A 25418-nucleotide genomic window follows, 5' to 3' on the forward strand; every position below is an offset into this window, starting at 1 on the left:
TAGAAAACCTGTATATTGTATTTAAAAACCTAAAAGTAATTTATATAAATTAATAATATTAATAAGAATTTAACCTATCTGTAAATGATAGTTGTAAACATACCACCAGTATATTTTGTCATATTATTACTCATATGATGTGGAATATGACAATGAAATGGCCATATTCCTGGATTATTAGCCAAAAACTCAACATCCCAAGTCTCCCCAGATGCTACATTAATAGTGTTTCTTTTCATTCTATTTTGTGGATGTATCATGTTACCGTCAACAGCAGATACCACAAATTGATGACCATGAATATGAATAGGATGACCATCATTCATGGAATTAGCTAATCTTATCTTAACTACTTCACCGCATTTTACCTCCAATGGAATTGTAAAAGGAAAACATCTACCATTCATCGTAAAAAAGTTAAAATTATGTTCATTCGGATCTATTTTATATTTACCTGGTTTTACCTCTCCCATTGGTAATCCTTCAACTTTAAATTCCTGAAGCATTATAAAGTAGTCTTTATCTATATTTAAATCATAAGGATTTTGAATTATCAATCCACCCTCTAATCCCATCATTTGTTGCTTATGGGAAATATAATGGGTATGATACATATGAGTTCCTGGTGGATTGGTTATTTTAAATCTATAATCAAAAAAACTACCTGGTTCAATCTTAGGTGATGGTTGAACATCTGGTACTCCATCCATTACATTTGGTATATCTAACCCATGCCAGTGAACACTAGTTGGTTCAGGTAATTTATTATATACCCTAAAATTCACATAGTCGCCTGGAAAAACCTTGATAGTTGGCCCTGGTGTAGTTCCGTTATACCCCCAAGCCTTAATAAATAATCCAGGAAGAAGTTCTCTTTCCACCTCTTCCGCTACAAGTTCAAAATATTTAACTCCATTTATCTCCTTATAATTTAAATCAGGAATATCTGGTGTTATAATCATTAAATAATTCCCCCAAAATGCTTATTCTATCCTATTATTTTATGCTTCACCAATAGCTTAGTGACATCCAACCTAAATAAACAATACTTTTTAAGATATATTAAGCAATGTCTATGGTTTTATTAATACAACTAGTTAAAGAGTGTATCATAGTTAAATCTATTAAAAAAGGTCATATGAAAAGGAATAAGATTTATCAATATCCTATTTCAATACTCTCTCAAGCATTGAAAATAAATACTCTATCTTATCCCTATAATTATTTTTCTATTTAAATTCCAATATAAAAATCAAACTTCTCGATTCTTTTTTCTTGTTCTTATGCCTTAAAATCTTCAATCTTTTTTATAATGTAGTCAAAGATTTTTATGGGAGGACACTTATCTTAATTTATGCACAAACAAACCACTTCTTAATTTTGGTTCAAACCAAGTTGATTTTGGTGGCATTACTTCTCCAATATCTGCAACATCCATAATATCACATACTTCAGTTGGATACATAGAAAAGGCCACTTTCATATCTTTATTTACTCTTCTTTCAAGCTCTTTAATTCCCCTAATTCCACCTATAAAATCAATTCTATCAGATGTTCTAACATCCTCTATTCCCAAAATAGGTGTTAATATATTATTTTGGAGTATTGCTACATCAAGACTATCTATTGGATCATCAGCATTATATATACCCTCTTTTGCCTCCAACAGGTACCATTTATTTTCTAAATACATTCCAAATGTATGCTTTTTATTAGGCTTGATTATTTCATTATTTGGTGATTCAGATATAATAAATCTCTCCTGAATTTTTTCTATTAATTCACCCATACTTAATCCATTTAAATCCCTAACCACTCTATTATAGTCCATTACCATTAAATCATTGTCTGGAAAAGCAACTGCTAAAAAATAATTAAACTCTTCTTCTCCTGTATAATTTGGATTACTTTCTCTTCTTTTTAATCCAACCTTTACAGCAGATGCTGATCTATGATGTCCATCTGCAATATAAAAATTCTTTACTTCTTTAAATAATTCAACTATTTCATTAATAATTATTTCATTATCTATAACCCAGACAATGTGAGTTATTCCATCATCAGCCATAAAATTATATACTGGGTCTTTTTGTGTCCATGCTTTTATTACTTCTGATGCTATATTATTTTCTTTATAGGTTAAAAAAATCGGTCCAGTATTTGCGTCACAATAATCAACATGATTTATTCTATCTTTTTCTTTGTCTGCTCTAGTAAATTCATGCTTTTTTATTATATTGTTTAAATAATCATCAATTGATGCACAAAATACTATTCCTGTTTGAGCTCTGCCATTCATTATTTGTCTATAAATATAAAGATATGGTTTTTCATCTTGAATATATTCTTTATCTTTAATCATCCTATTAAGATTTTCCTTAGCCTTTTCATAAACCATTTTGTCGTGTATATCTATTGAAGGATCTAAATCTACTTCTGCTCTATCAACATGTAAAAAAGAATATTTATTTCCCTCTACCATCACTCTTGCTTCTTCACTATCCATAACATCATAAGGAAGAGCTGCTATTTTTGACGCTAATTCTTTAACTGGTCTGATCCCCTTAAAAGGTCTAACTACAGCCATCACTATTCCCCCTAAAAATTAATTTATTATTCTTATATGTTATATATTTTAAAGTGCATAAAAATAATAATTTGAATATGCACCTAATATACTTTAATTATGTTTTAATGTATTAAAAATCAGTGAAAGATTTTACTTCCACTGATTTGATATATAAATTTATTATAATACTAATTTTTTACAATTAATAGTCTTAAAACAATAATTTACTTTTTCTTTAAATCATTCTTTAAACTTTAATTGTTCTTTTATAACTTAAAGAAATCTTTAATAATTTCAACCACTTCATCACCAATTCTGCTTTGTGCTTCTTTAGTTGCTGCCCCTATATGTGGTGTTACACTAACATTTGGATGATTAATTAACTTCTCATTTTTAGTTGGTTCTTCTTCAAATACATCAATTCCAGCTCCTGCAATAACCCCATTATCAAGTGCTTCTAATAATGCAGCTTCATCAACAACCTTGCCTCTTGCGCAGTTAATTATATATGATGTATTTTTCATTAATTTTAATTCTCTTATTCCTATTAATGAACCATTTTCTTTATCATATGGAACATGTAAAGATAAAAAATCAGATTCCTTAAGCACTTCATCTAGATCTAAAAATTTATAGTCTAAGTCATCATGTTTTCCTTCTATTGTATAATATATTACATTCATGCCTAAAGCTGTTGCCTTTTTAGCTAAAGATTGTCCTATTCTACCCATTCCAACAATTCCAAGAGTTTTTCCTGATAACTCGATACCTTCATATTTTTTCTTATTCCACTCATTATTTCTCATAGTGAAATTAGATATTCCTATAAATCTTGCTAGACTAAACATATGAGCTAAAGCAAGTTCTGCAACTGAATCTGAACTAGCTGATGGTGTATTATTTATAGATAATCCATTATTCATCGCATAAGGTACATCTATATTATCTATACCAACCCCTGCTCTTATAATTAACTTTAAATTTCCGCCTTTTTCTGCATCAATAACCTCAGCTGTAACCTTAGTTGCTGATCTAATAACTAATGCATCAAATTCCTTTAATTTTTCCCCTAATATTTCTTGTTGAAAATGTTCATTAACAATCTCTATCCCCAAATTTTCTAAAGCATCTATTGATTTCTTTTGCAAACCATCGTTTGTTAATACCCTAATCATATATAAAAAAGCCCCCTTAAATTACTTATTGCTATTTCTTATCATAAAAAATTAAAATTGCTTTCCTTTACAGAATATTCAAATCAATATTAAGATTATAGTATAAGAGCGAATTGGCATTAGAATTCAATCCTATCCATGAGCTTTATACTATAATATCAATTATATCTTAAAATATACTATAGCCCCAAAATATCCTCTATATTTTTAAGTAGCTCATTTACATCTTCTACAGTACAATCTGCCATATGAGCTATTCTAAATGTTTTATCCTTTAAACTACCATATCCATTAGATAATTGAAATCCTCTCTTACCGAGTTCTTTGTTTAGTTCCCCAACATCAATCCCTCTTGTATTTGATATAGTTGTTAGAGTGTTTGATAAATAATTTTCATCTGGAAAAATATCAAAATATTTTTTAGCCCATTCTCTAACAATCTTAGCCATTTCAATATGTCTAGCAAATCTATTTTCTAAGCCCTCTTTATTGATTATATTATCAAGTTGATAATCTAGTGCAAACATATGTGAAAGTGACGGAGTTGATGGATATTGATAATCTTTCTTTTGAATATACTTATATAATTGTAATAAATCTAAATAATATCCTCTATTAGGTACTTTTTCTGCTCTTTCTTTTGCTTTCTCTGAGAAAGTACATACTGATAATCCTGGAGGTAAACCAAGTGCTTTTTGTGATGATGTAATACAAATGTCGATTCCCCATTTATCAACTTCTATTTTAGTTCCAGCTGCTGAACTTACTGTATCAACTATAAATACAACATCTGGATACTTTTTTACTACTTCACCAATTCTATCAACTGGATTCATTACTCCTGTTGAAGTTTCATTATGAGTTACTGCAACCAAATCATATTTACCAGTTTTTAAAGCTTTATCTACTTCTTCTGGATCTATAGCTTTTCCCATTTCTACTTCAAATAAATCAGCTTGTACATTATTGCTAATAGCCATTTCATACCATCTTTTTCCGAATGCCCCAACCGAAAATACAGCTGCCCTCTTAGCTGTGCAAGATCGTATTGCCCCTTCCATAAGCCCACTTCCTGAAGTTGTAGAAAGTAATATTTCATTCTTTGTATAAAATAACTTTCTTAAATTATCACTTATTCTTCTTTGCAAAGCTGAAGCATCTTTGCTTCTATGCCCTATCATTGGCGTAGCCATTTTTTCAAGTACATCTTCACGTACCTCAACCGGTCCTGGAATAAATAATTTTTTATGCATTTAAAAAATCCCCCCATTATTTAATACTTATTGCCTATTGCTTACTTTTTGGTTATGTTTTAAGACAATATTGATATATATACTAAGATATAAACTTTTACTTAAAACATAACTTTTTTACTTATAAGTTATTGTACATTTTACTACTTATCTTATTGTAATTCAATACTTTATTGTATTAAATTAGAATTTTTTTTATTGATTTTATATTTTATTATTCTTTTTATTAATAAATTACATTAAAATATTATATTTTTATATTAATATAATATAACCTTTACATATTTCTTCTTTAAACATATATTATATATTTTAAAATTCACTTCATAAAACTATAATATTCTCTAAAAATCTATAATGTTCTTATTATCTATTTTCTTTCACATACTTATTTAGGCACAGAAAACAAAATAATAGATCAAAGAGGTGTTGTATATTTTGTGTTAAACAAAGAGATAAATTTAATAATAGCGATCCATTGGTTAAATTTGCTAACTCAGTATCACACAAAATAGATGATCATACTGGTCTATTATTTTTTTGAATGTACCTTATATAAAAATTCCCCCATAATATTTTATATAAATATTATGAGGGAACTTTACTAAGAATATGAATAAAAATAACGATTCTAATTTAATCTCTCTCATATTCCTCATCAAAATACAATACTGATTCTGTTTCTCTACAATATTTAACACAAATACATTGTGCTAATTTTCTTGGACATCTATAGCATAAACATGTCAAATCTTTTGAATCACATTTTCCATTCTTTGCTTCCGGACAATCACTACAATTAACTCCATTTCCAGCTGGCATAAAATCATTTCCTTTCTACTGCTTTATATTGATTATTAAATACAATACTTATTTTAAATACTTTTTTATATTTTTTAAATCTATATTAATAACTTTTATTATATAGCAGTACAAACATTGTTACAAACCTAAAAATACTTAATATCCAACTTTAAAAATAGATTTATTAAATAAGTATATCTTTCTTTTTAAATACAACATGTGCAATGATATAACTAATTATTGTAGTAACACACATTACTATAATTGCATTTACAGGGGTTAAATTTACATTATTATAGCTATATGCTATATCCCCAGTAATTACTGAATTTACTTGACCATAATTTAAGAAAACAAAGTGCGCAAATTTCTTTAAAAATGCAAACATTTGAAATGCTACTGTTCCAGCTACTGCAACTATAATTGCTATAGTTGTTGATACAGTACTGCTCTTGAATAATGTAGATATTAAAAATATAAATGCACAACAAGTTATCATAAATAATATTTGTAATAATAATGATTTAATTACAAAATCATTAAATGTAGCAAAGTGTCCACTTCCAGCCACATGCATTAAGTCTGGATTGCCACCTCTGCTTGCTGCATTAGAAAAATCTAATGCATATCTAACGCCAAGAGTTTTAGGATAATTTCCTGCATCAAATCCTTTTACAAGTCCCATTCCTAAAAATGCTAAACATTCAACTGACATAATCATTGTAACTACCGTAATAGTAACTGCTATAAATTTAGATAATAATACTTTTCCTCTTGATATAGGTTGTACTAATAAGAATTTTAATGTTGGTGGTGTACATTCCCCTGATACAATATCACTCATAAATACAGATATTCCAACTACCAATAAAACTGCACCTAAAATTCCAATTATTGTATCCATATAATTGTAAGCATTAAATTCATATCCATGTAAAGGCTTAATATTATTTTCCTTTAAATATTTAAGTTCATTTAATTGTTCTGTAATTGCTGATTTATTTGATTCTGAAAGATTTTTATTATTTAATGATTCTTCATAAGATTTAATACTTTCATCTAAATCTATCTTCCATTGATCAGCACTTACACCATTTTTTATTTGATCTTTATATTTAACTTCTTCCTCTTCATAAGCTTTTAAACTTTCTTTAAAATTAATTAAATCTGCTTTATCTTCAGGTTTTGTACTTTCTTCAAGATTTTTAATAGATTCTTTTGCATGTTTAATATTTTGATCAACTTGTTCTAATCTATATTGTGGCGAATTATATTTTTCCATATCCTTTTCTCTACTGTAAAGACCATACATACCCACACCAATAAATAAAACAAATAATCCAAATACAATCCATGTTTTAGTTCTTTTTAAAATTTTTATAAGTTCATTCTTTATTAATAAAAATAACATTATTTAATTCCTCCTTCCATAAGCTCCATATATCTTTCTTCCAATCCCTGTCTATTTTTATAAAACTCACATATATCGATATTTTCGCTTACTAACTTTTTAATTAACTTAGAGGACATACTTTTTTCTAATAATATATTTATTTCTTTGCCTTCTAATTTACTTTCAATTACATATGGTATATTTTTAATCACTTTAAGTACCATATCTTTATCTGTACTACTAATTAATGTTACACTATCTTTATCTGTACTAATGTTTTGTCCTTTTATTTCTTCTATTGATTGTATAAGACCATTATTTATAAATGCAACTCTATCACATAAATTTTGTACTTCACTTAAAATATGAGAAGATATAAAAACAGCCATGCCTTTTTCTTTAGCAGCTTTTTTTATTACTGCTCTAAACTCTAATATTCCCGATGGATCAAGTCCATTAGTTGGCTCATCTAATATAAGTAATTTAGGATTCCCTATTAATGCTGCTGCAAGTCCAAGCCTTTGTTTCATACCTAATGAATATTTACCTACCTTGTCATTAATTCTTTCTTCAAGACCAACCAGTTTTACTAATTCATTTACTTGCTTAATTGATGCCTTTCTAATTCTTGCAATTTGAACTAAATTTTCTTTTCCTGATAAATATTTATAAAGTTCTGGATTTTCAACTACTGCTCCAACATCTTTTAACGCTTTTTCTCTTTCTTTAATTAAATTGTGTCCACATATTACTATATCTCCACGTGTTTGAGTTATAAGCCCAACTAACATCCTTATAGTAGTTGTTTTTCCTGCTCCATTCGGGCCTAGAAATCCAAATATTTCACCTTCCTTTACTGAAAGATCTATACCCTTTATTATCGCTCTCTTCCCCAATGTTTTGTGTACATTTTTTATTTCTAAAACATTCATAGCTCTTCCTCCTAAACTTAATACACACGAAAGAAAATAATAGATAAGCAATACTAAACTATTATTTTTTCAATGTGTTTAACTATGAATAAAGTATAACCATAATAACTTAATAAATAATTATATAAATTCTTAAAATTTATTAATTATTCTTAATTTTTATACAAAAACTAATCTTATTTAATAAATTTAAATAAGATAAAAAAGTGGCTACATCACGCTTAATGGAGAATTAAGATATAGAGCTCTACAAGATTTTTAAAATATATTTTATTGAAAATCCTTTTAGATTTTTATACTACATTGTAAATTTTTCAAAATATATTACATATTTTAAAATGTAAATAAAATAGAGCCTGTACTATTAAATAACTTTAAATAAGTTATCTTAAATATCAGACTCTATTTATATTAATTATTAAATTATATATTTCATACTAAATTATAAATATATATTTATAATTTATACACTTATAAAAACACTTGTATTATAGCCAAAGCTATCACTCCTGGTATTCCTAAAAAACCTGCAATCAAAGCTGTAATTGGATTAATAGGCAAAGTAAAATTAAAATTTACTCCAACTAAATTTACTACATACAATATGACAACTCCTAGAATTCCATTTAGAATCACTTTTAATGGCCATTTTAATAATTTAACTATTAGAAATAATAATACTATTCCTATTAATCCATATATTAAATATTGTTCACTCACATTTAGTCCCCCGTCTCATAATTATTTTTCTGAAATATTTTTTTGTAATATATAATTATGGCTTACACTGAGTCCTCTTGCTTTTGCTAGACATAATAAATATTCATATCTTTTTTTAGCTACCTCTTCTGCAAAAATTGCTACTTCAACCAATTTAGAATCATTAACATTATTAAACATACTTCTAGCAGCATCCATTTCTGATTTTGCCTCTTCCATCTGTTCAATAAGTTTATAATTTAAATCTTCGCCATCTATATTTTTCATCAAATATTCCAATATTTTTATTTTATTCATATACTCACCTCCAAACATCCTACTATATTAATATCCATATATTGGGTTGAGTATACTTATTTTATGTTTTATGTTTTTATTTTAAGCATATGAAAAAAATAATAAATCAAAGATGCGATGTATATTTTGTGTCAGACTAGAAGCTAAGGCTTTATAATAGTGCGCTATTAAGTGAGACTTAATGACGAAGTATGACATAAAATAGACAAACATACTGGTATATTATTTTTTTGAATGTGCCTTATAAGTGGTAACACTTTTTTATTGACCTCATATATTATTATCATAAGAAGCTTTTCACTCATATCAAACAAAAAAAGTTCTAACTCCCATCTATATAACACCTTTTTCAGGAACCCAGTTACATACATTGGGTTCCTTTTTTATTCTTTAGAAAATCATTTTTTGAATGTGCCTTATATTTCTTTTCTGCCTTCCATTGCTTTGGACAATGTTACTTCATCAGCATATTCTAAATCTCCACCAACTGGAATTCCTGCTGCAATTCTAGTTACTTTTACATCAAGAGGTTTTAAAACTTTTGCTATATACATAGCAGTTGCTTCTCCCTCTATGTTAGGATTAGTTGCTAAAATTACTTCTTTTATATCTGCGCTCATTCTTGCAACAAGTTCTCTTATCTTAATATCTTGCGGGCCTCTTCCTTGCATAGGAGATATATTTCCATGTAACACATGATATAATCCATTATATTCCTTAACCTTTTCCATCGTCATAATATCTTTAGGTTGTTCTACTACACATATTATTCCTTTATCTCTACTAGGATTTGAACAGACTGGACAAGGATCAGAATCAGTAAAATTCCCACATACTGAGCAGTATTTAATTGTTCCTTTTGCTTTAACCAAAGCAGTTGCAAATTCCCTTACTTCATCATCTGGGAGATTTAAAATATGTAGAGTTAATCTTTGAGCAGTCTTTTTTCCTATGCTTGGCAACTTTGCAAATTCTTCTATCAACTTTTCTATTGCTACGGGATAAAATTCCATTTCACATTACTCCTTAAATCAAATAATTTGAACTAAAATATCAACACTCACTAAAAACATAAATAATATATAAGTTCAAATAAATTTTATTCGTTTATATAAATTTTTGATTAACTACATTATTATTTTTTATATAATTTCTAAAGTTAAAAGCATACAGCTCGAAGGAGTCTCCCTCTGTTCTGTATGCTTTAAATTGCTTAGGCTTTATTTATTAAAATAATCCACCTGGCATTCCGCCTGTTAATTTGCCCATTTTGCTACTAGTTTCTTCTTCTGCTTTTCTTAATGCTTCATTAATTGCAGTAAGTACTAAATCTTCAAGCATTTCTACATCATCTGGATCTACAACTTCAGGCTTTATATTAATTGATTTCACTTCTTTTTTACCAGTAACAGTTACTGAAACAGCACCACCACCAACTGATGATTCAAATTCTTTTACTTCAAGCTCTTTTTGCATATCTTCCATTTGTTTTTGAAGCTTTTGCGCTTGTTTCATAAGATTATTCATATTTCCTCCCCCGAAACCACCAGGGAATCCTCCTCTTGCCATACAAATCCTCCTCTTAATAAATTTCTAATCTTTATTATAAAACATTTTCTTACTGTTTACTATATAAAATATACTACTTATATAAAAGATAGTTATAATTATCTAAAATATCCTCCTTTTACATAAGTAAGTCTACTAGAATTTAAGAATATATTAAATTCTATTCATCTAATACTTCAAACGGTACTCCATCTAATCTCTGTTTTAACATATCTTCTTTACTTAAATTAGTAGATTTAGAATTTTTAATATCATATCTCACTACTATTTTGTCTTTTAATACATCAGAAAATACTTGATTAACAAGTTTTTTGTATTCTTGTTTTTCTAATCTATTTTTATTAAATGCATAAGATTCTTCATACATTAATGTAACAATTCCATTTTCAAATTTACATGGTTTTGCAGTTACAATTGATGCATAAACGACCATAGCTCTCCTTGCCTTAAATGCTTCTAAAATTTCTGACCAAGCTCTTTTAATATTGTCTATTGTTAATGTTGATCCACTATTTACTTCAATATCCTCTTCTTCAGATTTATTCTCCTCTTTTACTTTCTCTTTAATAGAAGCTTTATATTCTAAATTTTCTTCTTTTGTTACTGATTCTGTTTGAGAGGCTACTTTAATCTTTCCACTTTTTAAATTTTCTTCTAATTTATTTATTCTTGCAAGCATTACTTCACTTGAAGTATCATACTCTATTTTACACATTTTTATTATACTAAGCTCTAAGTATAATCTGCTTTGTTTACTTACTTTTGCATTAGTTTCGCTTTCCTGAAGAATTCTGATTGCTCTCATTATTTCTTCAACTCTAATTCTTTTTCCTTGTTCTTTAATCATATCAATATTTTCTAAAGACATATCTAAAATTTCTTCTGGTTTGTTTGAAACCTTAACCATTAATAAATTTCTAAAATGTTCTATTAAATCTTTAATAAATAAATACATATCTTTGCCTGAATAAACAAGCTTATCAACTATAACCATAGATTTTTCAATATCTTTATCTATCACTGCATTAGTTATATCAAATAAATATTGATTAGTCACAAGGCCAAGTATACTTATTAAATCTTCATATTTAATATCATTATCTCCCATTGCAATTGCTTGATCTAGTATACTCAAAGAATCTCTCATCGCCCCGTCTGCAACTCTAGCAATTAAGTCTAAACTCTTATCATCAACAAGTACTCCTTGAGCCTTTGTTATTTTTCTTAATCTAGCTGAAATTTCTTGTTGATTTATCCTCTTAAAATCAAATCGTTGACACCTAGATAATATAGTTATAGGAAGCTTTTGAGGATCTGTTGTCGCTAATATAAATATTACATTGCTTGGGGGTTCTTCTAATGTCTTTAAAAATGCATTAACAGCCCCCGCCGATAACATATGAACCTCATCTAGTATATATATTTTATATTTTCCCTCTTGAGGTGGATATTTAGTATCATCTATAATATCCCTAATTCTATCTATACCATTATTAGATGCAGCATCTAATTCTGTAACATCAATTGCTAACCCATCATTTATTTTTTTACACATTTCACATTCATTACAAGGCTCTCCATCTTTTGAATCAAGGCAATTTAATGCTTTTGCCATTACTTTAGCTGTTGATGTTTTTCCTGTTCCTCTTGTTCCACAAAAAAGATATGCATGTGCAATTCTATCATTTAAAATTTCATTTTTTAATGTTGTGGTAATATGTTCTTGCCCAACCACATCACTAAATGTCTTTGGTCTCCATTCTCTATATAAAGCTGTATATCCCAAAGGCTTTCTCCACCTTTCTATTTTCCCTTAAGGCAAATGAACTAAAATAATAGATCAAATAAACGAGCATACTGGTCTATTATTTTTTTGAATGTGCCTAAGTCTTATATTTATTATACACTAATAACTAATTAAATAAATTATAAAAATAATTATATAATATGAACAATAAAGTTTTACAAAATTAAAAAATTATCTATGCTAACACTAAATATATAGCTTCAATTAAACTTTTTTATTTATTTTCTATAAAAATTAAATAAAAACTTATAAATATATTATGTTAATTAGAACATATATATAAATTCCAATAAAGTTTGTTCATTAATATAAACATTAAAGTATTTATAAATAATATTACTGACCACTATAGTGAGGGACTTATATAGAAAATTTATAATATATATACTTCTAACTAGATATTATTAATTGATCTTTTTATAAATATGTAAGCTTATAATAAATGTTTATCTATGATAAAATATTTAAGAAATATTAAAGCATCGTAAAACAAATAATTACTCAAAAATTCGTAGTATTTTTTGAACTAGTCAAGGAAGTAAATGCAGTTACTGCTATTAGCTATATTGGGTGACACAGTATAGTACACAAAAACAAGAACACTGACTAGTTATTTATTTAGAGATGCCTAAAATACAAATAGGAGGAAAAAATTTTTTATGAGTTTATATGATGATAAATATTTAGCTATAGCTAGTGATATTCTTGAAAATGGATATTACGATAATAATAGAACTGGGGTATCAACTTATAAATTACCTCATCAAATAATGCAATTTAATTTAGAAAAAGAATTTCCTATATTAACAACAAAGTTTGTTGCTTTTAAAACTTCTATAAAAGAAATCTTGTGGATAATGCAAAAACAAAGTAATAATATTAAAGATTTAGATGGACATATTTGGGATGAATGGGCTAATGAAGATGGTTCTATAGGTAAAGCTTATGGATATCAAGTAAAAAAATATCACCAAATTGATAATCTTATAAAATCACTAAAAGAAAACCCACAAGATAGAAGGATGATGGTCAATATATGGAACTGGGAAGACCTACCTGAAATGAACCTAGCTCCATGTTGTTTCTTAAGCATGTGGGATGTTACAGACGGCAGACTTAATTGTATGTTAATTCAACGTTCTGGCGATCTACCACTTGGAGTTCCATTTAATACTACTCAATATGCAGTATTAACACATTTAATAGCACAAGTTACAGGATTAAAACCTGGTTTATTTACTCATGTAATAAATAATGCACATATTTATGAAAATCAAATTGAAGGAATGAAACTTCAATTATCAAGAAAAAATGAAGCTTATGATGCACCAAAACTTTGGATAAACCCTAAAGTAAAAGATTTTTATGATTTTACTCCTGATGATATTAAATTAGAAGATTATAATTATCATCCATCAATAAAAATGCCTGTATCAGTTTAAAAAAGGAGAGATATAAATATGATATCTTTAATTGTAGCAATAGCTAAAAATAATATTATTGGAAATGATAATAAATTAATATGGCATATTTCAGATGATTTAAAAAGATTTAAAGAGATTACTACTGGGAAAACAATGATTATGGGAAGAAAAACTTTTGAATCTCTTCCTGGAATCTTACCGAATAGAAAACATGTAATTTTAACCAGAGATAAAAATTTTAATGTTAACTCTGATTCAGTAACAGTTTTTAATGATTTTAATGATTTAATAGAAAAGTATTCTAAATGTGAAGAAGAAGTATTTGTAATTGGTGGTGGAGAAATATACAAACAAATGCTACCATATGCAGATAAATTATATTTAACTAAAATAAACAAAGATTTTTCTGGAGATACTTACTTTCCTGAATTTAATGAAGATGATTTTGAAGTAGAATATAAATCTGACACTTTACTTGATGAAAAAAGTAACTTAGAATATACTTTTATAAATTTAAAAAGGATATAAATAATAGTCTATGTTTTAAAATAATATTGATATTATAGTATAAGCGAACTGGCATTGGAATTTGCTTTTTAGAACTCTTAATGAAGATTTGTCCAATTAATTGCTTGTCAACAATCTTTGATTGGGAACATGCATTAATTGGACTAATCTTTATTTTAGAGTTCTTAAGTGAGAGTCAAAATTTTATATTTTGTTTCTCGAACTTACTGGACGAATGTACATGAGTCAAGTTTCCTATTTCAACTCTGTCCATGAGTTTTATACTATAATATCAACTCTTACTTAAAACATAGACTATTTATATTACGAAATAAGAAAATGAGGAAATTTTATTAATAAAATTTCCTCATTTTCTTATCCTATTGTTTTTGTCCTATATCGTTAATCCTATTGAAGAGTAACCCATTTAATAATCAAAAAAAAATCCTTCATTGTGAAGGTTTATAAATAAACCGTGCACCTCACGTTGATAAAAATCCCCTATACGTTACCTCTGCAGTTAGCTCAGACCAGATTGATCCACGGCACATGCAGTGTGCACTTATCGCTGCTTCCTTCCGGATCTGACGAGGTTCATGCGCTTACATTGCGTGGGACCCAGTCATCAACACCACTTACAAAGGTCAGACTATAAAGAATTAATACCTAAGCGAGGAATTCAATCCTGCTATAGCGGATTGCAGGTTACAGGGCACCGCTGACTCCCCATCTAGCACGGCAATGGTGGTATGAAGAGGATTCGAACCTCAATAAATATTTTTCTTTATAACCAAAGAAAAACTTACGTCTCCCTTAGACGTCAAACCATATTAAATCATTACACATTTTAGATACTTTTAAATAATAACATATAAGCTTTTCAAATTCAAGGCTATTCTAATAATAAGATTTTATAAAATAAAAGTTTATTTGGATTATCACGTTTTTATTTACATATATACTATTATTTATACAACTAAAATATATATATTCTAATTGAATTATTTAATTAGATTTTTTTGTTTAATTTATATAAAAAATTATAAATATACTAGACTCTACTCATTTACAAAAATATATTAAAAATTTTTTATAACAATTAAATTTAATAAATAAATTTATTCGATCTTATATATTAATAATTTTATCAACAGTTTTGAAAAGTTTTTTAATAAATCTGTTGATAACTTTTATTATATCTTTAAATTATGTGGATAATTTTTTAATTTTAATCACAAATTAATTTAAGTAATATAAATTTTATTCTTTAATTGTGTTTCTAATTCTATAAATTATATTTTTAATTAAATAATAAATTTTAATTTTACACTATATTCTAAAATATTAATATTTATTTAAAACATATTAGATTTTTCTTATATATTTAAGAACAAAAAAACACGTCTGCAATTTATTCCGATCACAAACATGTTAAGAATTCTTATAAGAATCACTGTATTAATCAATTAATATTCTGGCGGAGAAAAGGGGATTTGAACCCCTGATAGAGTTGCCCCTATACACGCTTTCCAGGCGTGCTCCTTCGACCTCTCGGACATTTCTCCATAAAAGCATTACATAATGCTTTTTTATAATATCATATAAAAATCTTTAATTCAACTCAATGTTTAACCCTTTTTCTTTTATCTATGTAACATAACTATTTTGAATTAATAATTTCTTATTAAATATTACTGATATTGTATTTTAATGATTGATACTGCTCTAAACTAAAATATCAATAATAAATACTATTTTTCTAAATTAAAATAATTTATCGTTAACATTTCATGAAAACCACTGCTATAAAAATACAGATTAAGCAACACTTATCTCTTTAACATAACAGATATGTAAAGTTTCTTTACATATATTTCCTTATTTAACTGTATATGTTATCATTAAATAAAGATAGTAAAACGACATAAAGCTACAGAGGCTATTCATAAATTAGTACATATTTTTACTTAAGTAAAAATATAAAATATTAAGGGGTGGTAAACATGAAAAAAACTTTAAGTATTTTACTTTCTCTACTACTTATAGCAGGTTGTATTACTTCAAATACTGTAATAGCTAACGCTTCTAGTAATTCTAGTAAAAGAGTAGTTACTTATTTTCCAAGCTGGGGAGTATATCAAGCAGGACAACAGCATATTACTGTTGATAAAATTCCATGGGACAAGGTTACACATGTTAACCATGCATTTTTTGAAATAACTAGTGATTTTAAAATTCAAACTACTGACAGTTATGCTGACTTTGAAAATACTAATTTCCCTCATGCACCAAAAGCCGATTGGAATAAGTATCCAAACACAGGATATCCAGAAGGTACAGTATTTGGTCACTTTGGTGAATACAAATATTATAAATCAAAATATCCAAATGTAAAAATTTTAATATCTGTTGGAGGATGGACAAGAAGTAACATGTTCCATGAAGCAGCCTCTACAGAACAAAATAGAAAGACATTGGCTAATAGTATGGTAGATGTTATGAAACAATATCCATTTATCGATGGAATAGATGTAGATTGGGAATATCCAACAGAAACTAGAGCTTCTGAAGACCAATATGATAGAGGTTGCGTTGGTGGCCCAGAGGATAAGCATAATTTTACTCTATTATTAAAAACTATTAGAGAAACATTTAATGAAAATAATATGAAAGATAAACTTTTAACAGTAGCTGTATCAGCTGGTGCTTCAAAAATAAAAAATACTGAACCAGACCAGTATGCTCAATATGTAGATTATATTGGAGTAATGACTTATGATTTTGCTGGTGGATGGGACAAGGTTACAGGACACCTTGCTTGTTTATATCTTAATCCTAATGATACTACAAGACCAAACTTTGATATGGATGATGCGATGAAACTATTTAGGGATACTTATAATGTTCCAAGTAACAAACTTTTAGCAGGTTCTCCTTTATATTCAAGGGGATGGGCAAACGTTCAACCTGGACCTAATGGAGATGGCTTATTTCAACCTGGAGATTCAAATTTTAAAGGAAATTTAGGAGATGGTGGTCAATATTCTTGGTATGATATAAAAAATATAGAAAATGCTCAAGGTTGGGTAAAATATAGAGATCCTATAGCCAAAACTCCTTATTTATACAATGCTAACACTAAACAATTTTTAACATATGAAGATAAAACATCATTGAAAGAAAGAATTAATTATATAAATGATAATAATTATGGTGGTTTAATAGTTTGGGACTGTAGTGGAGATGATGTTAAAAACGGATGGCCAATGCACACTCAAATGTATAATGATTTAATAAAATAATAGCAATTGATTTATTAAAAATTTTAGTCTTATATAGAGTAAATTTTCCTCTATATAAGACCTATTTTTTTGCTATATTTTAAGTGACACAAATACATCTGTCCATAAGCTTTATAGCACTATATAAATGTTATTTTAAAATATAGCATATGTTTTAATAACTTTCTAATTTTCTATTAACTATTTTATAGATAATAGAACTAAAAATTATTCCTAATACACATCCAACTAACACATCTGAAGGATAATGTACATATAAATACATTCTTGAAAAACCTATTAATGCTGCTAATATAAAAGCTGCAATCCCAAATTTCTTATTCGCTTTACTAATTATTGTTGCTGCTGCAAAAGAAGACATCGTATGCCCAGATGGAAATGAAAAACCTGTTGGCGCTTTTATAAGTAATTCTATTCCTTCAGTAATATTAAAGGGTCTTTCTCTAGCAACTAAAGGTTTTATAGTAATATCACCTATTAATGCACATATAATTAGTGTTGGTATCATTATTAAGCCATATTTTCTATACTTCTTGGTTATTATAAATATTATTGCTATTATAATCCACACAAGTCCACCATTCCCGAGTGACGTTATAGCAGGAATTATCTTATCCATTATAGGATTACGTAAATTCTCCTGTATAAAATTTAATATTCTATCATCAAATGCTTGAATAAATTGCATGCAAGCCTCCTTATCCAATATATTTTGCTTACTATTAAAAATAAACATTTCTAAATATTTGTTTGAACTCCAGATATATATCTTAAATTAAAATTTATTTATACTAAAAATTCTTAATATAGATTTAAAATCCAACCTACATTTAAAATTTAATAGTATTCCTCTTTTGATCAAAAAATTTAGTTAGTAATTCAGAACACTCTTTATCATAAAGCCAATTAACACTCACAAAATAATTTAATGAGACACTATCTATGAGATTTACTACTGAGCCACATGCTCCCATATCTTTATTAAATGTACCTATATGCAGTTTAGAAATTCTACTTTGAGCAATTGCACTAGCACACATAGGACAAGGTTCTAAGGTAACATACATTTCACATCCTGTTAATCTCCAATCCCCTATATATTGAGAAGCTTGTTTAATTGCTAAAATTTCTGCATGTGCCGTTATGTCTTTTAAGTTTTCTTTTAAATTATGAGCCTTAGCTATAACAATTCCATCCATTACAATAACTGCACCCACTGGTACCTCACCCTTAGACATTGCCAATTTGGCCTCTTGTTTAGCAACTTCTAAAAACTCCATTGCATTGCTCCTTTCATATCTAGTAAATTAAATACACTAAAAAAGTCATATATCTAACTTTTTATTTTTCACCTATCATAATAAAAAATTAAGAAAATTACTTTTTATAATTATACACTACAATGCAGATTCTTATAAATAAACTCTTCATATTTTATAAAAGTCCATAATTTAAAACTCATTCATATATAAAGAATAGGTTGTCCAAAAATCAAAATTTAATTTTTATTTTTGAACAACCTTTGTATATTAAAGTTAAGATACTTCTTTTGTAAATATTCTAACTTTCTTTATTCTATTTTTATCTATATCTTCAACAATAAATTTCATATTGTTAACTTTTATCTCTTCTTTTTCTTCTGGCATCCTTCCAAGTTCACCAATAACCAAACCTCCAACAGAATCAAATTCTTCTGATTCCATATCTATGCCTATTAAATCACCAATATCATGAAGTCTTACACTGCCATCTACTATATATTCATTATCTTTAATTACTTCAATTGACCTTTTTTCTTCATCATATTCATCCTCAATCTCTCCAACAATTTCTTCTACCAAGTCCTCTATTGTAACTATTCCAACGGTTCCACCATATTCATCTAATACAACTGCAATATGATTTCTTGTCTTTTTCATTTCTTTAAATAGTTCTATAATCTTTTTAAACTCAAATGTATAAAAAGGTTCTCTTATATATTTAGTAATATTAAAGTCCTCTTTAGGATTTTCAATCATTACAAGATCCTTGACATTTAACACTCCAATAACATCATCTATCGTTTGATTATATACCGGTATTCTTGAAAATTGTTCTTCTTTTATAACTTTTAATACATCATAATAAGTTGCTTCAGAATCAACTGCAACAACATCAACTCTTTGAACCATAACATCTTTTACTTGAAGATCAGCAAAATCAAAAACATTAAAAATCATTTCTTTTTCAACATCTTCTAAGACACCCTCTTCTTCACTTACACCTACCATTGTCTTTAATTCTTCTTCTGTAATAAATGGTTCACTTGCCTTAGGATCTCCACCTAAAATCTTTATAAAAAATGAAGAAATAGCGCTAAACATAAAAACAAAAGGTTTAAATATCATTACTACAAGCTTTACTGGCTTACTAACCTTTAAAGCAACATGTTCTGCTCTTTGCTTTGCAATAGACTTTGGAGTTATTTCACCAAATATTAAAACTAATATAGTCATAATTGCTGTAGCTACACCAACTCCAGTTGGTCCAAATATATGAGTTGCAAGCACAGTAGCAAGAGCTGATGCCGCGATATTTGCAATATTATTTCCAATTAATATTGTTCCTAATAATTTATTAGGATCCTCAGTAAGCTTTTCCACTAATTTAGCTCCTGGTACCCCTTCCTCAATCATATGCCTTATTCTAATTTTGTTTAATGACATTAATGCTGTTTCAGACATTGAAAAAAATGCTGAAAGCATAAGTAGTATTATTAATATTACTATCTCCCACGTATAACTAGGGTCCAAAAAAAATCACTCTCCTAATGACTTATTAAATATTTTTTGTTTTTAATACTTGAAAATTCTAAGTGCTAATCAAATTTAATTTTGATTCCAAATCCACTAATATTTTACTTAACATTATAACATATTCTTATTAAAAGAAATATATTATCTTAATCTAAAAAACATCAGTAATATTAATTAGAATACTTATAATTACTCTAAATTAATATTATTGATGTTTTTTATCACTTTTTAAAATTAACTGAAATAATAAAAAAATCTCTTATTTAACAAAATATATATTCACTAACTTTGACAATTCATCATTTAATGCTAATTGAACTATCTTACCATTATTTAATTCGAAATTATACTTTTGTAAATTATCTATACTAGTATTATAAAATTTTCTTATTCTTTTATTATTTGATTCTCCACCTCTTACCATATAAGCTTGTCTTAAACAATGCTTGTCTATTTTTATAGCAATCTTTCTTCTACTCATATTAAAAATTCTAGTTACACTTAATGTTCTATCAAAAAATTCATATTCATAATCAACATAACTAAACATGCTTATTAAAAATAACGCTATTCCTAAAATTATTAACGCTACTGTTATAAGTATAGAAATAAATATCATAAACAATGCTAGTATAAAAACAACTATAGAAACTTTTTTAGCAACCTCACTAGCTTTATATGATTTATTTGAGGGAATAAACTGTTCTGCAAATATATCCATATAAAATCCTTCCTTTCCCAACCCTTTTTATCTTTATGTTATATTACTCTTTATTTACCAAAATATTCTAAATACTAATAAACAGTATTAATAATATTCTTATTTTTTAAGTTGTATATAGCTAATATTTTAATAATTATCTTTTAATTTAAAATCAAAAAAAATCTTACCTCATATTAAAATCTAATTATTACTAAATTTGTATAACATAAACTTTTTTTTACAATTCTATTTTAATTGATTTATCTAAAAATTTCATTATAAATTTTAATTAAACCATTCTCTTATATTCTAATTCTATAATAAATATATTACATTTAAGATTTTTACATTATATTTATTATTTAAAATATAGCGTATTGAATATTTAGACAATAAAAATACAATAAAGCCACAATTATTATAATCAATAATTGTGGCTTTATTGGTATCCCCAGTAGGAATCGAACCTACATCTGTCCCTTAGGAGGGGACTGTTCTATCCATTTAACTATGAGGACACATGTTTGTTGAAATTACATAATAAATTGTATTATACTTGCTATTTATTGTCAAGTAAACCATGTCCTTATCTATTTAACACTATGTTTTCAGTAAATGTTGATATTATGTATAAAAGCCAAGTGGCATTGGAATTTGCTTTTTAGAACTCTTAAGTGAAAGTCAAAATTTTATATTTTGTTACTTGAACTTACTCAGTGAATGTATATGAGTCGAGTTTCCTTTTAGTCTTACAATTACTTGCTTGTCATCAATCTTTGATTGGGAACATGCATTAATTGGACTAAACTTTATTTTAGAGTTCTTAAAGTAAATTCCTCTGTCCATAAGCGTTATATCATAATATCAACACTATTTTAAAACATTCCTATTATCTAATAACTTTTTAAGTTCTAAATAACTATCTTCTACTTCTTCTATTGGAAGATTTCCTTTTATTAAAATCTCTCTACTCTTTTGTTTAAGTCTAGTATAAAACTCTATTCCTTCTTGTATGATATTTTTATCATTATTACTTTTTTCAACCATATAAAATATCATATCTTCTGCCTTATCGAATTTTTCAATTAACTCATAAAGTTTTATTACTCTCTTATCATCTTCTAAAGGAAGGTCATAATTACTCAATACATCTAAAAGCATTAAAATATCTTCATTATATTTTTTAGTTTCAATGTCTTCTTCTTCATAAGCTTGATAAAATGCTTGTAATGACTTTTGATAGTAGATTACCATCTTATTATCATCTTTTTCTTTTGAGCAAACAATCCCTTGAAGTTGCAATAATTCTCCTAGCGCTATATATTTCCAAACATTAAAATAGCTATCTCTACTTATTATGTCTTTAATACTGTTAAATGATAATGTATCTATAGTGTCTATTTCTAATCCTACTAAAGTTTTTAATTGCTTATTTATTACATGTTTAGCACTTTCAAAGTCATGATTTAAAATTTCCTTATTTACCTCTTCTTTTACTAAATCTAAGCTATGCTCCATTTCTTTCATATAATCATTTTTTAACACCCTTATCACCCCTACAAATTATCTTATACCTATGCTTAAATTTATTATTAATCTTTTTTCTTACAAAATCCACTATTTTAGTTATTAATGGCCCTGATGCCACTATTACAGCTAAAGAAATAACCCAATGTCTTAATTTAATTACTTCTAATGTAAATATCCATCTTCCTATAGGAGTTATGAATGCTAATGTTACTATTCCAAACATAACTATACCTAACCCTAATTTAAACTTTGTTAATGGTCTAGAAACCTTAAGTAAAATAACCATACTAGTTCCAGCAAGCATTAACAATGCTAATGTTCTGCTATATTCTATAGAAGCTCCAATCTTACGTGAAATCATAAATGTCAGTGTTGTAAATAATGCTAAAAATATTCCATTTGGAATACTTACTGTTAATATTCTTTGTAAAAACCCTCTTTTAACAGCACCACGACTAGGTAGTAAAGCTAAAAAGAATGCTGGAATACCTATTGCACAACTTCCCACTAATGACATTTGTATTGGTAAAACTGGGAATGGTAAGAAAAGTATTGAAAATACAAAAGCTAAAATTATTGAATATACTGTTTTTGATAAAAATAATTCTGCAACTATTTCTAAATTATTAATTTGTTTTCTTCCTTCTTCAACGACCTTAGGTAATGCTGAGAAGTCCGATTTTAATAATACTAGTTGTGCTACTGCCTTTGTAGCGTCAGATCCATTTGCCATAGCTATACCACAATCTGATTCTTTTAATGCAAGTACATCATTAACACCATCACCAGTCATAGCAACTGTATGGTCCATTTTTTGTAATGCCTTTACTATTCTTCTTTTTTGATGTGGTGTTACTCTTCCAAATACAGTGTTTTCTTCAATAACTTTTGTAAATTCTTCTTCATTTTCAGGTAAAGTTCTAGCATCTATAGTTTTATCCCATCCATGAACACCAGCTCTTTGTGCAACTGTTGATACTGTTACTGGATTATCTCCTGATATTATTTTAACTTCTACATCTTGTTCATGGAAATATTTTAAAACCTTTGGTGCCTGTTCTCTTATTATATCTTCTATTAAAACTAATGCTGCTGCAGTTATCTTACCTGATAACTTTTCACTCAATTCATTATTTTCAAGCTTTGCTAAAAGCAAAACTCTTCTTCCTTTTTTGGCTTCATTATCTACAATTTCTTTTATTTCATTATATGAATCATTTAATATTATTTCAGGCGCTCCAAGTACCCAACTCCCTGCCTTATCAAAAGTTATTCCTCCCCATTTCCTTTTAGAAGAAAATGCTATGCTCTTTAAACATTTTAAATCTGAAGGATTCTCTTTATATTTTTCTAATATAGCTTTTTGAGTAGCATTTTTACTTGGGAGATTATGTGCTAATGCAGATAATATATTATTAATTTCATCTGCATCTATATCTCCAATACTTTTAACATCTACTAAATTTAAATTTCCCTCTGTTAAAGTTCCTGTTTTATCTAAGCATAAAACATCAACTCTTGCTAAAACTTCAGTAGCACATAATTCTTGAACTAAAGTATCATATTTAGATAACTTTATTATTGCTACTATAAAGGTAGCACTAGTTAATAACACTAAGCCTTCTGGTACCATACCTATAATTCCTGAAACAGTACCTATTGCTGCCTCTTGCCATGTTATATCCTTTACCATAAGTTGAGTTACTGTTAATAAAATAGATAAAGGAATTATTATCCATATTATAACTCTAAAGATTTTATTTATAGAATTTTGTAGTTCTGAGTTTATTAACTTAAATTTTCTAGCTTCATCAGCAAGTTTTGCTGCATAAGTTTCTTTACCAACACTAGTTACCTGTGCATATGCATCTCCAGCCACAACAAAACTTCCAGATAGTAGTTTATCATTATCATTCTTTACAATAGAATCAGATTCCCCTGTAAGCATGGATTCATCTACTTCTAATCCGGATTGAGATATAATCTTTGCATCTGCCAATATCTGAGAACCAGTTTCTAAATATAATATGTCATCTAAAACAATATTTTCTAATGGGATCTTTTTTAAAGTTCCATTTCTAATTACATTAGCATACGGTTCACTTATAACTGATAATTTCTCCAATGTTTGTTTTGCTCTAAGTTCCTGTACTATACCTATTAAAGTATTAACTAATATTACCCCTGCAAATATTGCATTTTTGGGTGAACCTGCTATTACAACTACAATAGCTAATATAATATTTATTGCATTAAAACTAGTAAATAAATTTGCTCTAATTATTTGCCATAAAGTTCTAGAAGGTACTTTTGGTATGTAATTTACTTTGCCGGATTTAATTCTTTCTCTTACTTCTTCATCACGAAGCCCTATTATGTCTCTATTTATTATCGTATTCTCTAGTTCAATATTTTCCATTTAATCACTCCACATATTAACTAAATTATGTTTTTATTTTTAACATATAAATTTTACAACAAAATTCTTAAGTTAATATTAATTATATATTTTTTTATTATACTTTTCCTTAAATTAATTTTAAATTTTAAAAAAATGTTTAAAAATCTTTGTTTTAATTTGAAATATTTTAAAACAGCATTGATATTGTAGTATAAGGGCGAACTGGCATTGGAATTT

The 25418-nt window shown here is 27.2% G+C and carries 21 protein-coding genes, 2 tRNA genes and 1 other RNA gene; 3 read left to right on the top strand and 21 right to left on the bottom strand.

Features of this window, described 5'->3' with window-relative positions:
* Positions 1 to 74 precede the first annotated feature (74 nt).
* The 12 genes from ACYUET_RS17470 to dnaX form a co-directional block, all read right to left on the bottom strand.
* Positions 75 to 962, bottom strand: coding sequence for a multicopper oxidase family protein (locus ACYUET_RS17470; protein ID WP_460281758.1), 888 nt, complete (start codon positions 960 to 962; stop codon positions 75 to 77).
* A gap of 380 nt (positions 963 to 1342) precedes the next feature.
* Positions 1343 to 2587 (bottom strand): DUF1015 domain-containing protein, encoded by a 1245-nt coding sequence (locus tag ACYUET_RS17475; RefSeq protein WP_460281759.1) that lies wholly within the window; start codon positions 2585 to 2587, stop codon positions 1343 to 1345.
* A 248-nt stretch (positions 2588 to 2835) separates the two neighbouring features.
* On the bottom strand, positions 2836 to 3744 hold the full coding sequence (locus ACYUET_RS17480; protein WP_460281760.1) for a D-2-hydroxyacid dehydrogenase: 909 nt from the start codon (positions 3742 to 3744) through the stop codon (positions 2836 to 2838).
* Between the two features lie 179 nt (positions 3745 to 3923).
* Positions 3924 to 4997 carry a pyridoxal-phosphate-dependent aminotransferase family protein gene (locus ACYUET_RS17485; protein WP_460281761.1) on the bottom strand — a complete coding sequence of 358 codons (1074 nt, stop codon included), beginning with the start codon at positions 4995 to 4997 and terminating at the stop codon, positions 3924 to 3926.
* A 636-nt stretch (positions 4998 to 5633) separates the two neighbouring features.
* Positions 5634 to 5819 (bottom strand): hypothetical protein, encoded by a 186-nt coding sequence (locus ACYUET_RS17490; RefSeq protein WP_460281762.1) that lies wholly within the window; start codon positions 5817 to 5819, stop codon positions 5634 to 5636.
* Positions 5820 to 5985: 166 nt separating this feature from the next.
* Positions 5986 to 7212, bottom strand: a complete 1227-nt coding sequence (locus tag ACYUET_RS17495; protein WP_460281763.1) for an ABC transporter permease subunit — start codon at positions 7210 to 7212, stop codon at positions 5986 to 5988.
* The gene (locus ACYUET_RS17500) at positions 7212 to 8126 is read right to left on the bottom strand and encodes an ABC transporter ATP-binding protein (RefSeq protein WP_460281765.1); all 915 of its coding nucleotides are present in this window, start codon (positions 8124 to 8126) and stop codon (positions 7212 to 7214) included. Before ACYUET_RS17500 ends, ACYUET_RS17495 begins: the two co-directional genes overlap by 1 nt.
* 471 nt (positions 8127 to 8597) lie before the next feature.
* Positions 8598 to 8846: a pro-sigmaK processing inhibitor BofA family protein gene (locus tag ACYUET_RS17505; protein ID WP_460281766.1), complete on the bottom strand. Its 249-nt coding sequence runs from the start codon at positions 8844 to 8846 to the stop codon at positions 8598 to 8600.
* 21 nt (positions 8847 to 8867) lie between these two features.
* The gene (locus tag ACYUET_RS17510) at positions 8868 to 9143 is read right to left on the bottom strand and encodes a DUF2508 family protein (RefSeq protein WP_460281767.1); all 276 of its coding nucleotides are present in this window, start codon (positions 9141 to 9143) and stop codon (positions 8868 to 8870) included.
* A gap of 416 nt (positions 9144 to 9559) precedes the next feature.
* Entirely contained in the window at positions 9560 to 10156 is a 597-nt protein-coding gene (gene recR, locus ACYUET_RS17515; protein ID WP_460281768.1) for a recombination mediator RecR, read from the bottom strand.
* Between the two features lie 214 nt (positions 10157 to 10370).
* Entirely contained in the window at positions 10371 to 10712 is a 342-nt protein-coding gene (locus ACYUET_RS17520; RefSeq protein ID WP_460281769.1) for a YbaB/EbfC family nucleoid-associated protein, read from the bottom strand.
* 160 nt (positions 10713 to 10872) lie between these two features.
* Entirely contained in the window at positions 10873 to 12498 is a 1626-nt protein-coding gene (gene dnaX, locus ACYUET_RS17525; protein ID WP_460281770.1) for a DNA polymerase III subunit gamma/tau, read from the bottom strand.
* A gap of 680 nt (positions 12499 to 13178) precedes the next feature.
* Here dnaX and ACYUET_RS17530 point away from each other — a divergent pair.
* Positions 13179 to 13961 (top strand): thymidylate synthase, encoded by a 783-nt coding sequence (locus tag ACYUET_RS17530; protein WP_460281771.1) that lies wholly within the window; start codon positions 13179 to 13181, stop codon positions 13959 to 13961.
* Positions 13962 to 13979: 18 nt separating this feature from the next.
* Positions 13980 to 14471, top strand: a complete 492-nt coding sequence (locus ACYUET_RS17535) for a dihydrofolate reductase (RefSeq protein ID WP_460281772.1) — start codon at positions 13980 to 13982, stop codon at positions 14469 to 14471.
* Positions 14472 to 14923: 452 nt separating this feature from the next.
* Here ACYUET_RS17535 and ffs read toward each other — a convergent pair.
* Positions 14924 to 15189, bottom strand: an RNA gene (gene ffs / locus ACYUET_RS17540) — signal recognition particle sRNA large type.
* A gap of 736 nt (positions 15190 to 15925) precedes the next feature.
* Positions 15926 to 16015, bottom strand: a tRNA-Ser gene (locus ACYUET_RS17545).
* A 438-nt stretch (positions 16016 to 16453) separates the two neighbouring features.
* On the opposite strand from ACYUET_RS17545, the gene ACYUET_RS17550 reads away from it, so the two are divergent.
* Positions 16454 to 17752: a glycoside hydrolase family 18 protein gene (locus ACYUET_RS17550; RefSeq protein WP_460281773.1), complete on the top strand. Its 1299-nt coding sequence runs from the start codon at positions 16454 to 16456 to the stop codon at positions 17750 to 17752.
* Positions 17753 to 17906: 154 nt separating this feature from the next.
* Here the strand turns inward: ACYUET_RS17550 and ACYUET_RS17555 are convergent, their stop codons facing one another.
* From ACYUET_RS17555 to ACYUET_RS17585, 7 genes are all read right to left on the bottom strand, one after another.
* On the bottom strand, positions 17907 to 18440 hold the full coding sequence (locus ACYUET_RS17555) for a phosphatase PAP2 family protein (RefSeq protein ID WP_460281774.1): 534 nt from the start codon (positions 18438 to 18440) through the stop codon (positions 17907 to 17909).
* Between the two features lie 142 nt (positions 18441 to 18582).
* Positions 18583 to 19032 (bottom strand): nucleoside deaminase, encoded by a 450-nt coding sequence (locus ACYUET_RS17560; protein WP_460281776.1) that lies wholly within the window; start codon positions 19030 to 19032, stop codon positions 18583 to 18585.
* 255 nt (positions 19033 to 19287) lie between these two features.
* Positions 19288 to 20544 carry an HlyC/CorC family transporter gene (locus ACYUET_RS17565; RefSeq protein ID WP_460281777.1) on the bottom strand — a complete coding sequence of 419 codons (1257 nt, stop codon included), beginning with the start codon at positions 20542 to 20544 and terminating at the stop codon, positions 19288 to 19290.
* A 262-nt stretch (positions 20545 to 20806) separates the two neighbouring features.
* Positions 20807 to 21268 carry a hypothetical protein gene (locus ACYUET_RS17570; RefSeq protein ID WP_460281778.1) on the bottom strand — a complete coding sequence of 154 codons (462 nt, stop codon included), beginning with the start codon at positions 21266 to 21268 and terminating at the stop codon, positions 20807 to 20809.
* A gap of 425 nt (positions 21269 to 21693) precedes the next feature.
* Positions 21694 to 21768 (bottom strand) — tRNA-Arg (locus tag ACYUET_RS17575).
* A gap of 352 nt (positions 21769 to 22120) precedes the next feature.
* The gene (locus ACYUET_RS17580) at positions 22121 to 22795 is read right to left on the bottom strand and encodes a DUF6483 family protein (RefSeq protein WP_460281780.1); all 675 of its coding nucleotides are present in this window, start codon (positions 22793 to 22795) and stop codon (positions 22121 to 22123) included.
* Positions 22782 to 25199, bottom strand: a complete 2418-nt coding sequence (locus ACYUET_RS17585) for a cation-translocating P-type ATPase (protein ID WP_460281782.1) — start codon at positions 25197 to 25199, stop codon at positions 22782 to 22784. The genes ACYUET_RS17580 and ACYUET_RS17585 overlap by 14 nt, the downstream gene beginning before the upstream one ends.
* Positions 25200 to 25418 lie beyond the last annotated feature (219 nt).

It is taken from the genome of Clostridium sp. CTA-5, from assembly GCF_054768135.1.